12 protein-coding genes are annotated in these 14,462 nt (G+C 75.1%); 11 read left to right on the top strand and 1 reads right to left on the bottom strand.

The window, feature by feature from the left end; translation table 11 throughout:
- The first annotated feature begins 215 nt into the window (after nt 1-215).
- From ACFVVL_RS23925 to ACFVVL_RS23880, 10 genes are all read left to right on the top strand, one after another.
- Nucleotides 216-1,055 (top strand): hypothetical protein, encoded by an 840-nt coding sequence (locus ACFVVL_RS23925; RefSeq protein WP_380290497.1) that lies wholly within the window; start codon nt 216-218, stop codon nt 1,053-1,055.
- Nucleotides 1,056-1,265: 210 nt separating this feature from the next.
- Nucleotides 1,266-2,033, top strand: a complete 768-nt coding sequence (locus ACFVVL_RS23920; RefSeq protein WP_380290499.1) for a YcnI family protein — start codon at nt 1,266-1,268, stop codon at nt 2,031-2,033.
- 104 nt (nt 2,034-2,137) lie between these two features.
- Nucleotides 2,138-2,818 (top strand): SCO family protein, encoded by a 681-nt coding sequence (locus ACFVVL_RS23915; protein WP_387678401.1) that lies wholly within the window; start codon nt 2,138-2,140, stop codon nt 2,816-2,818.
- Nucleotides 2,815-3,321, top strand: coding sequence for a copper chaperone PCu(A)C (locus ACFVVL_RS23910; RefSeq protein WP_380290503.1), 507 nt, complete (start codon nt 2,815-2,817; stop codon nt 3,319-3,321). The genes ACFVVL_RS23915 and ACFVVL_RS23910 overlap by 4 nt, the downstream gene beginning before the upstream one ends.
- 12 nt (nt 3,322-3,333) lie before the next feature.
- The gene (locus ACFVVL_RS23905; RefSeq protein WP_387678398.1) at nt 3,334-5,439 is read left to right on the top strand and encodes a FixH family protein; all 2,106 of its coding nucleotides are present in this window, start codon (nt 3,334-3,336) and stop codon (nt 5,437-5,439) included.
- Between the two features lie 13 nt (nt 5,440-5,452).
- Complete coding sequence (efeB, locus tag ACFVVL_RS23900; RefSeq protein WP_387678395.1) at nt 5,453-6,754, top strand: iron uptake transporter deferrochelatase/peroxidase subunit; 1,302 nt, start codon at nt 5,453-5,455, stop codon at nt 6,752-6,754.
- Between the two features lie 150 nt (nt 6,755-6,904).
- A complete protein-coding gene (gene pheA / locus ACFVVL_RS23895) occupies nt 6,905-7,840 on the top strand; it encodes a prephenate dehydratase (protein ID WP_387678392.1) in 936 nt (311 codons plus the stop codon).
- Nucleotides 7,841-8,358: 518 nt separating this feature from the next.
- Nucleotides 8,359-9,633, top strand: coding sequence for a serine--tRNA ligase (gene serS, locus ACFVVL_RS23890; protein WP_387678390.1), 1,275 nt, complete (start codon nt 8,359-8,361; stop codon nt 9,631-9,633).
- 91 nt (nt 9,634-9,724) lie between these two features.
- Entirely contained in the window at nt 9,725-10,579 is an 855-nt protein-coding gene (locus ACFVVL_RS23885) for an HAD family hydrolase (protein WP_380290514.1), read from the top strand.
- A 244-nt stretch (nt 10,580-10,823) separates the two neighbouring features.
- Complete coding sequence (locus ACFVVL_RS23880) at nt 10,824-12,668, top strand: LCP family protein (RefSeq protein ID WP_387678387.1); 1,845 nt, start codon at nt 10,824-10,826, stop codon at nt 12,666-12,668.
- 78 nt (nt 12,669-12,746) lie between these two features.
- Here the strand turns inward: ACFVVL_RS23880 and ACFVVL_RS23875 are convergent, their stop codons facing one another.
- Nucleotides 12,747-13,511: a sporulation protein gene (locus tag ACFVVL_RS23875; RefSeq protein WP_380290518.1), complete on the bottom strand. Its 765-nt coding sequence runs from the start codon at nt 13,509-13,511 to the stop codon at nt 12,747-12,749.
- 198 nt (nt 13,512-13,709) lie between these two features.
- Between ACFVVL_RS23875 and ACFVVL_RS23870 the strand changes: the two genes are divergently transcribed.
- Complete coding sequence (locus tag ACFVVL_RS23870) at nt 13,710-14,459, top strand: FadR/GntR family transcriptional regulator (RefSeq protein WP_380290520.1); 750 nt, start codon at nt 13,710-13,712, stop codon at nt 14,457-14,459.
- Nucleotides 14,460-14,462: the final 3 nt, after the last annotated feature.

The raw sequence follows: 14,462 nt of genomic DNA, 5'->3' as shown, positions 1-14,462 counted from the left end.
TGGCTGCGGCTCCACATATAACGAGGTATCTCCGAACGGTGCGCAGGTGAACCGTGCCGGAGGTCCGCTACCGCCCGTTCGGCGGATGGACGGGGGGACGGGCATGTGCCGGGCGGCGCGCCGGCGGGGTGGTGCGCGGGGCCGATCGGGGCATTCGTAGGGATTTCCCACCCTGCCGGTCCGGCAGGGGTGGGCGATGAGATGATGGCCCGGCCATGACTGCCCCAGCCGCCGCCCCGCACCCGGGCGCCCTCGCACCGGACGCGCCGGTGGGGGCCGCCGCCTGGGACCTGCGGCTTGCCCGGGCGGTCCCGTTCGCCCTGGTGTGCACGCTGATCGCGGCCGCCGGGCACGCCCTGGCGGGCGGCGGGGACCCCACGCTTCCCGCGCTCGCGACCGGGTTCGCCGCCGTCCTGGTGCTCGCCGCCGCCTTCGGCGGGCGGGAGCGCTCGCTCGGTGCGATCGCCGGGGCGCTGGCGGCGGGCCAGTTCGGGCTGCACTGCCTCTTCCACTCCTTCGGCGGCCACGCGGCCGCCGGCGCGGCCGGTGCGCACCACGGCGGTCCGCCGGGCTCCGGCCCGCTGACCCTGCCGCAGGTGGCGGGCCGGCTGATCTGCAACGAGGCCCGGCCCGGCACCCTGGCCGGCCTGCCCGGCAGCCCGACCGCCGAGCAGCTGGTGGCCGGCGCGGGGCTGGATCCGCAGGCGTACGCGACCGTGCCGTGGTGGCAGGGCGGGGTGCTCGGGATGACCCCGACGATGCTGGCGGCCCACCTGGCCGCGGCCCTGGTGGCCGGCTGGTGGCTGCGGCGCGGCGAGGCGGCGCTCTGGCGGCTGGTGCGGATCGCCGCGTCGGCCGCGCGGGCCCGCGCGGCGGAGCCGCTGCGCACCGCGTGCGCCCTGGCCGCGGTGCTGCTGCGCGGTCTGTTCGGCCTGCCCGCCGGCCCGGTCCGCCGGCCCGCCGGCCCGGGCGGGGACGATCCGCTGCCGGCCGGTGCCGCGCTGCGGCACAGCGTGGTGCGACGCGGTCCGCCGCTCGGGGCCCTCGCGTACTGACCCGCCCCCCGGTGTCCCCCGGTGCCCCCCACCGGTTCCGGCCCGACGGCGGACGGGTGTACGCGGCAGCCGTGCCGTACCCGCCCACTCGTGCGGTCCTGCGGCCTCCCCCACCTCGTCCCCCCGCCGCACGGCCCCGCCGCGGCACGGGTCCTCCCGTGCCCGGGAGCGGGCCTGCCCGCCGAGCCTCCGAACGGAGCCACGAACCCCATGCGTTCCCTTTCCCCCCGCCGCACCGCCACCGTCGCCCTCGCCGCAGCCGCCGCCGTGGTGGCCCTGGCCGGCCCCGCCTCCGCGCACGTCACCGTGAACCCGGGCAGCGCCGACCAGGGCGGCTACACCGCCGTCGACTTCCGCGTCCCGAACGAGAACGACGCCGCCGGCACCGTGAAGCTGGAGGTCAACCTCCCGGTCGACCACCCGCTGGCGTCGGTCCGCACCCAGCCGCTGCCGGGCTGGACCGTCACCGTCGAGAAGGCCAAGCTGGACAAGCCGCTCAAGGTGCACGGCAACGACGTCAACGAGGCCGTCTCCAAGATCACCTGGACCGCCGACGCCGGGGTGAAGATCGCCCCCGGCCAGTTCCAGGAGTTCCGCGTCTCGCTCGGCCCGCTGCCGACCGACGCCGACTCCCTGGTCTTCAAGACGCTGCAGAGCTACGAGAACGGCGACGTCGTCCGGTGGATCGACGAGGCCAAGGACGGCCAGCCGGAGCCGGCCAAGCCCGCCCCGGTGCTGAAGCTGACCAAGGCCCCCGCCGGCGAGGCCTCCGGGGTGACCGCCACCGCCTCCCCGTCGGCCGCCGGCGGCCACGGCGACGGCCACGGCGACGCGACCACCGCGGCCGCCCCGGCCGACGACAAGGCCAGTGACTCCACCGCCCGGGTGCTCGGGGTCGTCGGCATCGTGGTCGGCGTGATCGGCACCGCCGTCGGCGTCCTCGGCCTGCGCCGCCGCAGCGGCGGCTCGGCCTCCTGACCCCAGCACCGGCGGGGCCGCGCCCGGCACCCTCCACGGGCCGCGCGCCCGTGTCCCGGCCGCGGCCCCGCCGGTGATCCACCGCACACGATCGGACCTCTCCCATGCCCCTCGCCCCCCGCACCGCCCGTCCCGCCCGGCTGGCCGGCGCCGTAGCCGTCGCCCTCGCCGCCGCGCTCACCCTGACCGCCTGCGGCTCCGACGGCGGCGGTTCCGCCTCCCCCGCCAAGGTCGTCCAGCAGAAGTCCGACTCGCCCTACGAGGGCACCGTGCTCGGCAAGAACTTCGAGAAGCCGGACCTCCAGCTGACCGACACCGCCGGCCGGCCGTACGACCTGCGGCAGAAGACCGCCGGCCGGACCACCCTGCTGTTCTTCGGCTACACCAGCTGCCCGGACGTCTGCCCGACCACCATGGGCGACATCGGCGTGGCGATGAAGAAGCTCTCCCCGGAGGAGCGGCAGAAGGTCGACGTCGTCTTCGTCTCCACCGACCCGCAGCGCGACACCCCGCAGGTGCTGCGCACCTGGCTGGACTCGATGGGCAGCGACTTCATAGGCCTGACCGGGGACCTGGAGAAGGTGAAGGCCGCCGCCAAGGCGCTCGGCATCCTGATCGAGGACCCGGTGGTCAACGCGGACGGTACCGTCACCTCCACCCACGGCGCCCAGGTGCTGGCCTTCCTGCCCTCCGACGACAAGGCCCACGTGCTCTACCTGAGCGGCACCGAGGTGAAGACCTTCGAGCACGACCTGCCGCTGCTCGCCCGGGGGGTCGCCGCGTGAAGGGCTCCCTCGGATTCCGCCGGACGGCACTCGCGGGGGCGGCGCTGGCGACGGCACTGGGCGGCGGCGCCTTCCTGGTCGCCTGCGGGGCCGGCGGCCAGGACGCCGGCGCCGGCGCGTCCGCGAGCGGCGCGGCCCGGCTGAGCGTCGCCGACTCCTACATCCCGATGCCGCCGGCCGGCGGCATGGCGGCCGGCTACCTCACGGTGCGCAACGACGGCGGCCAGGGCGACGCCCTGGTCAAGGTCTCCAGCCCCGGCGCCTCCTCGGTCACCATGCACCGCTCCACGGCCAGCTCCATGGAGCAGGTCGACACGCTGGACGTCCCCGCGCACGGCGCGTTGGAGCTCGCCCGCGGCGGCGCCCATCTGATGATCATGGGGTGGCAGAAGGCCCCCGCCCTCGGCGACGAGCTGGAGCTCGACCTGACCTTCGCCCGGACCGGCACCATCTCGGTCAAGGTGCCGGTCAAGGAGCTCACCTACCGCCCCGGCCAGCAGTAAGGGACCCGCACGATGCTGAACGCACCGGGACTGATGGGACGGCGCGCCGTCGGGCTGCTCGGCGTGCTGGGCGCCGTCGTCGCACTGCTGCTCGGCGGCGCCGGGCCGGCCGCCGCGCACGCCACCCTGCAGTCCACCGACCCCGCGCAGAACGCCGTCCTGCCCGCCGCTCCGCAGTCGGTCACGCTGACCTTCAGCGAGGCCGTCTCGCTCTCCTCGGACTCGGTGCGGGTGCTCGACCCGGCCGGCAGGGCCGTGGACGCGGGCAACCCGGCGCACGCCGACGGCCGGAACAACACCGCCCGGGTCGGGCTCGGCAGCGGACTGGCCAACGGCACGTACACCGTCGCCTGGCGGGCCGTCTCCGACGACTCGCACCCGATCGGAGGGGCGTTCACCTTCTCCATCGGCGCGCCGTCGGCCACCACCGTCTCCACCACCGCGCTGCAGAGCGCCGAGGCGGACGGCCTGGTCGCCGCGCTCTACGGCACCGGCCGGGCGGTCGCGTACGGGGCGTTCGCGCTGCTCGCCGGAGCGGCCGGCTTCGTGCTGCTCTGCTGGCCGGCCGGGGCGGCCCGGCGACCGGTGCAGCGGCTGCTGATGAGCGGCTGGGTGGCGCTGCTGGTGTCCACCGTCGCGGTGCTGATGCTGCGCGGCCCGTACGAGCGGGGCTGGGGGATCGGCAAGGCGTTCGACCTGTCGCTGGTGCGCACCACGCTGGACGAGCGGATCGGCACCGCGCTGGCCGCCCGGCTGCTGCTGCTCGCGGCCAGTGGGGTGTTCCTGTCGCTGCTGGTCGGCCAGCTCGGGCAGCCGGCGGGCCGCGCCGCCGGGACCGGAAGCGGGACCGGAAGCGGGACCGGGACGGCACCGGAGGACGGCGACAGCGAGGAGGCCGAGCTGCGGGAGCTGGAGCGGCGCGCCGCCGAACGCCCGCAGCGCGACGCCCGGCTGGGCCTCGGGGTGGCCGGACTGGTGCTGGCCGTCGCGCTCTCGGCGACCTGGGCCGGCGCCGACCACGCCTCGGTGGGCATCCAGGTCTGGCTGGCGCTGCCGCTCGGCATGCTCCACCTGGTCGCCATGGCGCTCTGGCTGGGCGGCCTGGCGGCCATGCTGGTCGGGTTGCGCGAGGGGATCGGCGCGGACGTCGCCGGCCGCTTCTCCACGGTCGCCTTCGGCTCCGTCGTGGTGCTGGCCGGCACCGGCCTCTACCAGTCCTGGCGCGGCGTCGGCAGCTGGGACGCGCTGACCGGCACCGACTACGGGCGGCTGCTGCTGGTGAAGACCGGCTGCGTGATCGCGATGCTGGGCGCGGCCTGGCTGTCCCGCGGCCGGCTGGCCCGGCTGCGGGCCACCCCGGAGGAGGCGGCCGAGGTCGTCCCGGCGGCGCTCGCCGTCGCGGCCGGCGGCTCCGTCACCACGGACCGCGGCACGGCCCGCGGCGGGAGCAGCGCGAGCAGCGGGAGCGGCGGGAGCGGCGACGAGGGCGGCCCGGACTCCGACGACCCGGTCCGGCGGGCCCAGCTGGCCCGCCAGCGGGCCGCCCGGGAGAACGCCGACCGGGACCGCGGACTCACCCCCGCCCGGGCCGGGCTGCGCCGCTCGGTGCTGATCGAGGCGGCCGTCGCGGTGGCCGTCCTGGTCGCCACCACGCTGCTCACCAACGCCCCGCCCGGACGGGTGGCCGGCGAGGTCGAGGCCGGGGCCGCGAACGGCACCGCCCCGGCGGCCGGCGCCGGCGCGGGCGCCTCGGCCCCGCAGACGGTGCCGGGCCGGACGCTGGAGCTCAAGCTCCCGTACGACACCAAGGGCCGCACGCCGAACGCCAAGGGCACCGCCACGGTCACCCTCAACCCGGCGGGCACCGGGTCCAACGAGGTGCACCTGGCCCTGGACGGCGCGGACGGGCAGCCGGTCGAGGTGCCGGAGGTGGAGCTCGCCTTCACCCTGCCGGACCGCGACCTCGGCCCGCTCACCGTGCCGCTGAGCGCCGAGGGCACCGGGCGCTGGACCGGCACGGCGCAGCTGCCGCTGACCGGGAACTGGGTCGTGTCGGTGCTGGTCAGATCCTCCGACATCGACCAGACCACGGAGATCAAGCAGCTGAAGATCGGATAGGCGGACCGTCCTCATGGAGATCAGCACCGACAGCGCCACCGAGCACGACAGCACCACCGCCGCCACCGGCGGGAGCACCGCTTCCGGCTTCACCCGGCGGGCCCTGCTCGGCACCGCCGGGGCCGGCCTGGTGGTCGGCGCGGGCGCCGGCGCCGCCGCGGCCCTGGCCGCGGACCGGCCCGGCCCGCACCGCCCGGCGTCCCCGGCCGGCGGCCTCGGGCCCGCCCGGGTGGAGTTCCACGGGGAGCACCAGGGCGGGATCCTCGAACCCCAGCAGGCCCGGGTCCAGCTGGCCGCCTTCGACCTGGCCGACGGGGCCGGCCGGGACGCCCTGCGCGCCCTGCTCCGGCGCTGGTCGCGGACGGCCGCCCGGATGGCTGCGGGGGAGCCCGCCGACGAGTTCGAGAACCAGGTCGCCCTGGACGCCGGCCCCTGCTCGCTCACCGTCACCTTCGGCTTCGGCGCGGGCCTGTTCGAGAAGACCGGCCTGACCGGCGAGCGCCCGGCCGGGCTGGAGCCGCTGCCCGCGTTCCCGGCCGACGCGCTCGACCCGGCGCGCGGGGACGGCGACCTGTTCGTGCAGATCGGCGCCGACGACGCGCTGGTGGCCGTGCACGCCCTGCGGGTGCTGCAGCGCCAGGCGGCCGGGACGGCGGCGCTGCGCTGGCAGATGTCCGGCTTCGCCCGGACGCCCGGCGCCACCGCCGCCCCGATGACCGGGCGCAATCTGATGGGCCAGATCGACGGCACCAACAACCCCCGGCCCGGTGAGGAGGGCTTCGCCGCCAAGGTGTTCGTCACCGCCGGGGGAGAGCAGCCGGCCTGGCTGGCGGGCGGCTCGTTCCTGGTGTTCCGGCGGATCCGGATGCTGCTGGACAGCTGGGAGGCGCTGCCGGTGGACCGCCAGGAGCGGGTGATCGGTCGGCGCAAGTCGGACGGCGCCCCGCTCGGCGCCCCCGAGGGCGCGGGCGAGCGGACCGCGGTGGACCTCGCCGCCCAGGGGCCGGACGGATCGCTGGCCGTCCCGTCGGACGCGCACATCCGGGTCGCGGCGCCGGCCGCCAACGGCGGGGCGGCCATGCTGCGGCGCGGCTTCTCCTACCACGACGGGCTGCTGGCCGACGGCTCCCCGGACGCCGGGCTGCTCTTCCTCGCCTTCCAGGCCGACCCGCGCAGGGGGTTCACCCCCGTGCAGCGCAAGCTGGCCCGGGGCGACGGCCTCTCCCGCTTCCTGCGGCACGAGGCGAGCGGCGTGTACGCCGTCCCGCCGGGCGCGCCGCAGGGCGGGTACGTCGGGCAGGGCCTGCTCGGCTGACCTCGCCCGACGGCCCCGGCGTCCACCACGCGTGCCGCCCGCTCCCACGGAGCGGAACGCGATCACGGGAGCGGGCCGAAGTGGTTAAGGTGACTCCTTTCGGCGTTCCGCCGTTCTCTTCCCACAGGTCCCGTTCCCCTTGGAGGCGTCATGTCGGCAACCCGCTACACGTACCTCGGGCCGGCGGGCACCTTTACCGAGGCGGCCCTGCGCACCCTGCCGGAGGCGGCGACCCGGGAGCTGGTCCCGATGTCCTCGGTGCAGCTGGTGCTGGACGCGGTGCGCGGCGGTGAGGCGTCCGGCGCGTTCGTGCCGATCGAGAACTCGGTCGAGGGCGCCGTCACGGCGACCAACGACGAGCTGGCGGCGGGCGCGCCGCTGATGATCTACCGCGAGGTGCTGCTGCCGATCACCTTCGCGCTGCTGGTGCGGCCGGGCACGACGCTGGCCGACGTGAAGACCGTGACCAGCCACCCGGTGGCCCAGGCGCAGGTCCGCCGCTGGCTGGCCGCCAACCTGCCGGACGCGCACTGGGAGTCCGCCGCCTCGAACGCCGACGGCGCCCGGCTGGTGGCCGAGGGCCGGTACGACGGCGCGTTCGCGGGCGAGTTCGCGGCGCCGATCTACGGGCTCGACCCGCTGGTCAAGGACATCGTGGACGCGCAGAGCGCGACCACCCGGTTCGTGCTGGTGGGGCGGCCCGGGCGGGTCTCCTCGCCGACCGGGGCGGACAAGACCTCGATGGTGGTCTGGCTGCCGGACGACCACCCGGGTGCGCTGCTGGAGCTGCTCCAGGAGTTCGCGGTGCGGGGGGTCAACCTGATGCGGATCGAGTCCCGGCCGACCGGCGAGGGGCTGGGCAACTACTGCTTCCTCATCGACTGCGAGGGGCACCTCAGCGACCGCCGGGTGGCCGAGGCGATGATGGGCCTCAAGCGGATCTGCCCGCAGGTGCGGTTCCTCGGTTCCTATCCGCGCGCCGACCAGCAGGCGTCGCGGCACCCGCGGCCCGGTACCTCGGACGCGGATTTCACCGCGGCCTCGGACTGGCTCTCGCGCTGCCTCGACGGCCGCGGGGACATCTGAGCCCCGAGGCACCCCCGACACTCCGGACATCCGGGCGCCATTCACCGGCCAACTGTCCTTTTCGAACCGTTTTCCACCCCGCCGGGCGGCCGTCCACAGGGCGGCCGCCCCGGTGCGGGGCTTGTCCACAGGGGCGGTCACTGTCCACAGGTCCGAGTTATCCACAGGCCTGGGGATGAGTCGACAAACCGGTATAGCCACTGCACGTTTCGGTCGGATCATCGGTTTGCGTCGCAGAGATGACTAATCGGACCAGAGTCACCCGGGTGCCAGCAAATCACCCGTCCGAGTGCTTCAATTCGCTCACCCGGGAAGGTCAATTCAGGTTTGAAACGTGAATTCCTCGGTTCGGTCCGTTGTCCACCGGAGCCGCCCCACGATCCACAGGCCACGGCCCCAGCCTGTGGATAACTGCCCCCCGAGCCGTTGTCCACCAGGGTTATCCACAGGCTGGGGAGAGTTATCCCCAGGGAAAACCGGTACCGGTGGACAGGTCCCCGCCCGGTAGGCTTGGGCCCGTGATTGACCTTCGCCTGCTCCGTGAGGACCCTGACCGAGTGCGCGCCTCGCAGCGCGTCCGTGGCGAGGACGTCGACCTGGTCGACGCCCTCCTCTCCGCCGACGAGCGGCGCCGGTCCTCGGGCACCCGCTTCGACGAGCTGCGCAACGAGCAGAAGTCGCTCGGCAAGCTCGTCGCCAAGGCCCAGGGCGAGGAGAAGGCCGCCCTGCTCCAGCGCACCAAGGAGCTGGCCGCCGAGGTCAAGGCCGCCGACGCCGAGCAGACCGGCGCCAAGGAGGAGGCCGAGCGCCTGCTCCGCTCGCTGGCGAACCTCATCGACCCGGCCGCCCCGGTCGGCGGCGAGGAGGACTTCGTCACCCTGGAGGAGATCGGCACCCCGCGCGACTTCGCCGCCGAGGGCTTCGAGCCCCGCGACCACGTCGAGCTGGGCCAGCTGCTGGGCGCGATCGACACCGAGCGCGGCGCCAAGGTCGCCGGTGCCCGGTCGTACTACCTGACCGGTGTTGGCGCGCTGCTGGAGCTCGCCCTGGTCAACATGGCGATCGCCCAGGCCACCGCCGCCGGCTTCATCCCGATGATCACTCCGGCCCTGGTCCGCCCGGCCGCCATGGACGGCACCGGCTTCCTCGGCCAGGCCGCGGAGAACGTGTACTTCCTGGAGGGCGACGACCGCTACCTGGTCGGCACCAGCGAGGTCCCGCTCGCGGCGTACCACATGGACGAGATCCTGGACGCCGAGAAGCTGCCGCTGCGCTACGCCGGCTACTCGTCCTGCTTCCGCCGGGAGGCCGGCACCTACGGCAAGGACACCCGCGGCATCATCCGCGTCCACCAGTTCGAGAAGGTGGAGATGTTCGTCTACACCACGCCCGAGGACGCCGAGAACGAGCACCGCCGCCTGCTCCAGTGGGAGAAGGACTTCCTCAACGCCCTCGAACTGCCCTACCGGGTGATCGACGTCGCCTCCGGCGACCTCGGTGCCTCGGCCGCGCGCAAGTTCGACATCGAGGCCTGGATCCCCACCCAGGGCAAGTACCGCGAGGTCACCTCGACCTCCAACACCACCGAGTACCAGTCGCGCCGCCTCGCCATCCGGATGCGCGAGGAGGGCAAGGTCCGCCCGCTGGCCACGCTGAACGGCACCCTGGTCGCCGTCCCGCGCACCATCGTGGCGATCCTGGAGAACCACCAGCAGGCCGACGGCTCGGTCGTCGTCCCCGAGGCGCTCCGCCCCTACCTCGGCGGCCGCACCGTCCTGACGCCGGTCAAGTAGCACCGGCACCGGCCGGTTCCGGCACCGGAACCGGCCGGCACCGCGGCGACGCGGACGCAGTAACGAAGCAACTCCCGGGAGACCACGGCCCATGAGCACCACCGACCCCAGCCCCGTCTCCCCCGCGAACGGCAACGGCCTGCCCTTCAAGCTGGTCGCCACCGACCTCGACGGCACCCTGCTGAACAGCGTGGAGAGCGTCTCGACGCGCAATCGCGCGGCGCTGGCCGACGCCACCGCCGCCGGAGCGCTGCACATCATCGTCACCGGCCGCTCGGCCGGCTGGGCCCGCCCGGTCTTCGACGAGATCGGCTACCGGGGCATAGCCGTCTGCGGCCAGGGCGCCCAGGTCTACGACGCGGGCGCGCACAAGCTGCTCACCTCGCTCACCCTGGACCGCCGGGTGGCCGCCCTCGCGATCGAGCGGATCGAGGAGGAGACCGGCCCGCTGGCGATCGCCGCCAACCAGGACGGCCTGGACGGCGACGTGCTGGCCGGCCCCGGCTACGAGCTGCTGATCGGCTCCGACCTGCCGGTCGTCCGGGCCGCGAAGGACGAGCTGCTCACCGCCCCGATCAGCAAGCTGTACATCCAGCACCACGGCCTGACCGACGACGCCCTCGCCGACGCCGCCCGTCGGCTGGCCGGCGACCTGGTCGGCGTGGTGATGGCCGGCGCCGGTGTGGTCGAGCTGCTGCCGCTCGGCCTCTCCAAGGCCACCGGGCTGGCCGTCGCCGCCCATCGGCTCGGCGTGAAGGCCGCCGACACCATCGCCTTCGGCGACATGCCCAACGACGTGCCGATGTTCGGCTGGGCGCGGTACGGCGTCGCGATGGCCAACGCGCACCAGGAGCTGCTCGCGGTGGCCGACGAGGTCACCCTGAGCAATGACGAGGACGGCGTCGCGGCCGTGCTGGAGCGGCTCTACCCGGCCGGGCTGGTCTAGGCACTCTCTCTCGGATCACGCCAGGCGGTCCGACGTGATCCGAGAGAGAGGACCTGGGGCCCGTCTCCGCCGGGTGAACGTCCTTCCCGTCCCCGCCGGTTCAGCCGTTGGAGTGACCCTGCGGTGAGCCGCCGCGGCGAAGCCGCGGGTCGGCGGGGGTGCGGCCGCGTTCGGCGGCCGGGCGGCCCCGGTGGAGTTTGTATGCTCCCAGGGTTGCCCGCTTCCGCCCTGAGAGGTGCGCGCCATGTCAGTCCAGTGGGGCCAGAGCCCGCCGGATCCGGCGGGGCGGCGGCGTGCCGACGGCGGCGGACTCCGGACCGACCCCCCCGAGGACGCCCCCGGGATCCCGGTGCCGCGCACCGGCGGCCGGGCGGAGGCCCGCCGGGCGGCGCAGAGCCGTACCGCCCAGAACCGCGCCGCCCAGAGCCGCACAGCCCAGGGCCGGGCCGTACCACCGACCCGCACCGGCCAGAGCCGGACGGTGCGCGACCGCGGCGACCGCGGCGACCGGTCCCGGCGGCGGGCCGCCCCGCAGGGCCGGTCGCGCGACGCCCGGCGCGGCGCCCGGCGGCTGATCGCCTGGTCGGTGGCCGGAGTGCTGGTGGCCCTGGCCGGCGCCGGCGGCGCGGTGTACTACCGGCTGAACGGCAACCTCCGGTCCTTCGACCCCGACGCCATCGCCCGCGACCGCCCGCCCGAACCGAGCGCCGACGCCCACGGCCACCGGCCGGTCAACCTGCTGCTGATCGGCTCCGACTCGCGGGCCGGGGGGAACGCCGACCTCGGCGGCGGCGACGAGGGCGGCGCCCGCTCCGACACCACGATCCTGCTGCACGTCCACGCCGACCACCGGCACGCGGTCGGCGTCTCGATCCCCCGCGACGCCCTGGTGACGATCCCCCGTTGCAAGCTCCCGAACGGCACCTGGACCCGGGAGCAACCCGGACAGATGTTCAACTCCGCCTTCTCGGTGGGCAATTCCGAGGCCGGCAACCCCGCCTGCACCCAGAACACGGTGGAGAAGCTCACCGGCATCCGGATCGACCACACCATCGAGGTCAACTTCGCCGGGTTCGCCGCGATGACCGGCGCCGTCGGCGGCGTCGACGTCTGCCTGCCGAACGCCGTCCACGAGGGGAACATCAACCCCAACCTGGGCCGCAAGGGCAAGGTGGTGCTCGCCAAGGGCCGCCAGCGGGTCTCCGGGCAGCAGGCGCTGGACTACGTGCGGCTGCGGCACGGCATCGGCGACGACTCGGACGTCGGGCGGATGAAGCGTCAGCAGGCCTTCCTCGCCTCGCTGCTGGCCAGGATCAAGAGCAAGGGGCTGAACCCGGGCACCCTGCTGCCGCTGGCCGACGCCGCCACCCGGTCGATGACGGTCGACCCCGGCCTGGACTCGGCGGCCAAGCTGGTGGACTTCGCCCTGACGCTCAAGGACATCGACCTGCACGAGGTCAAGTTCCTGACCACGCCCTGGCGTTACAACGGCCCCCGGATCGACCTGGTGCACCCGGCGGTCGACACCCTGTGGCGGACCCTGCAGGCCGACCGGACCATCGACGGCCAGGACGCCACCGGCCACCGGCAGGACGCGCCCGCCGAACCGTCCCCGCCCCCGGCGCCCGCCGCGCCTCCGCCGTCACCGCCGCCCCCGCCCCCGACGCTCGGGGCCGACGGCGCGCCGATCCGGGTCACCGTCCACAACGGCACCGGCACCCCCGGCCTGGCCGCCCGGGCCGCCGAGATGCTCCGGGCGGCCCGGGTCACCGTCGCCAAGGCGGCCACCGCGCGCGGCCCCGCCCGGCCGGCCACCACCACCGTCGAGTACGGGGCCGGTCAGCGGGCCGACGCGCAGAAGGTCGCCGCGCTGTTCCCGGGCGCCGCGCTGGCGCCCGGGCGGGGAGCCGGGATCAGCGTGCGGCTCGGTCTGGACTACGCCGCCGGGGCCGCGGGCGGCGCGCCGGCACCGGCCACCGCCCCGGCCGCCGCGGTGCCGCCCGGCGCCCCGGCACGGCTGCCCGCCGCCGTGGTCGGCGAGGCGCGGTCCGCCGACGACGACATCTGCAGCAACGTCTCCTACGGCTGACGCCCCGGCCGGAGCGGGCCGGGCCGCGGCCGGAGCGGGCCGGGCCGCGGCCGGAGCGGGCCGGCCGGGGCGCGGGACTCAGAGCGCGGAGCGGATCCAGCCGTCGACCAGCCCGGTGAGGTCCTCGTCGGCCTGGCCGTGGCCGACCACATGGGTGCGGATCACGTCCCCGCCGCCGCCGAACAGGCCGCCGCGCCGGTCCGCCTCCAGCACCACCTCGACCTTGCCCTCGGTGGTCACGAAGCTGACCTCCAGCGAGTTGCAGGCGTGCGCGTACTGCGGCGCCGAGGAGTACTCGATCTCCTGGTAGAACGGCAGCGTCTGCCCGGTGCCGCGGATGTGCCCGGCCTCCAGGTCCGCCGAGCGGAACCGGAAGCCCAGCTGGAGCAGGGTCTCCAGGATCCGGCGCTGCACCGGCAGCGGCTCGACCTCCAGCGGGTCGGAGTCGCCCTTGTCCAGCGCGCCCGCGATGTCGACCTCGGTGCGCACCCCGAGCTGCATGCCGTGCAGGTGCTGTCCGGCGATGGTGGTGACCGGGGTCTCCCACGGCACCTGGACGGCGAACGGGATCGAGCGGTTCTCGCCCGGCGCCAGCTTCAGCGGCGCGGTCACCGAGAAGCGCGCGAACGGGTACACGCCGGTGCTCTCGCCGTCCTCGTGCTCGATCTCCACCCGGGCGACCAGGGTCAGCGTGATCCCCCGGATGTCCGCCTCCACCGTCCCCCCGGTCAGCTCGACCGTGCCGGCCATCGTCCCGCCGGGCTGCACGACCGGCGTGCTCAGAACGGTGTCGACGCCGGGACCGCCGACGCCCAGGGCACCGAGCAGCTTCTTGAAGACCATGCGGACGCTCTCCTCGCATCAAGGGGGTGTGGACCGGTCCCCGTCGTCACCGGATCGCCGGTCGTCCGGAGGAACGCCAGGGTGACACGGACGGTTCCCGCGCCGTTCGACCGCAGTTGTAGGATGACCGGGCAAGCAGTTGTAGGATGACCGACGACCGAGGCCTCGCACGGCCCCGCACCCGGGGAGGAGCCCGCCATGAGCAGCGCGCACAGCGCTCACAGCGCCCACGACACGCTGCAGACCGCCGGCCGCCGCTCCCTCGTCGACACCGCGATCGAGCAGCTGCGGGAGCAGCTGAGCGCCGGCGTCTGGCCGGTCGGCTCACGGATCCCGACCGAGCACGAGCTCGCCGAGCGGCTCGGCATCGGGCGCAACACCGTGCGCGAGGCGATCCGGGTGCTGGTGCACGCGGGCATGCTGGTCTCCCGGCAGGGCGAGGGCACCTTCGTGCGCTCCACCAGCGATCCGGCCGCCGTGCTGCGCGGTGTCCAGCGCTCCGGCGTGCGGGACGTCCTGGAGGTCCGCGCCGCTCTGGAGGCCGAGGCCGCCCGGCTGGCCGCGCTGCGGCACACCCCCGAGGACATCCGGCGGATGCGGGCCGCGCTGGCCCGCGAGGCCGAGGTGATCGCGGCACACCCCGAGCGGGCCGGCCGCGAGGCGACCGTCGAGCACGACCTGGAGTTCCACACCGCCGTCGTCGAGGCCGCGCACAACCCGGCGCTGACCGAGGTGTACCGCTACTTCGGCGCCTCGGTGCGCGAGTCGATGCGCACGGCGTTCGGCGACCACGACATGCCCGAGGTGGTCGTGGCGACCCACCAGGCCCTCGTCGACGCGATCGAGAGCGGCGACCCGGACCGGGCCGAGCGGGCGTGTCGCGAGCTGCTCGCCGAGCCGACCGCCGCCGTCGAGCAGCTCCTCGCCGCCATCGCCGCCCGGAAGTGAACG

Origin of the sequence: Kitasatospora sp. NPDC058115 (genome assembly GCF_042884635.1) — a bacterium.
Lineage (GTDB): Bacteria > Actinomycetota > Actinomycetes > Streptomycetales > Streptomycetaceae > Kitasatospora.
Note: the sequence above shows the minus strand (reverse complement) of the source record. Positions and strands in the feature narration are given on the sequence as shown.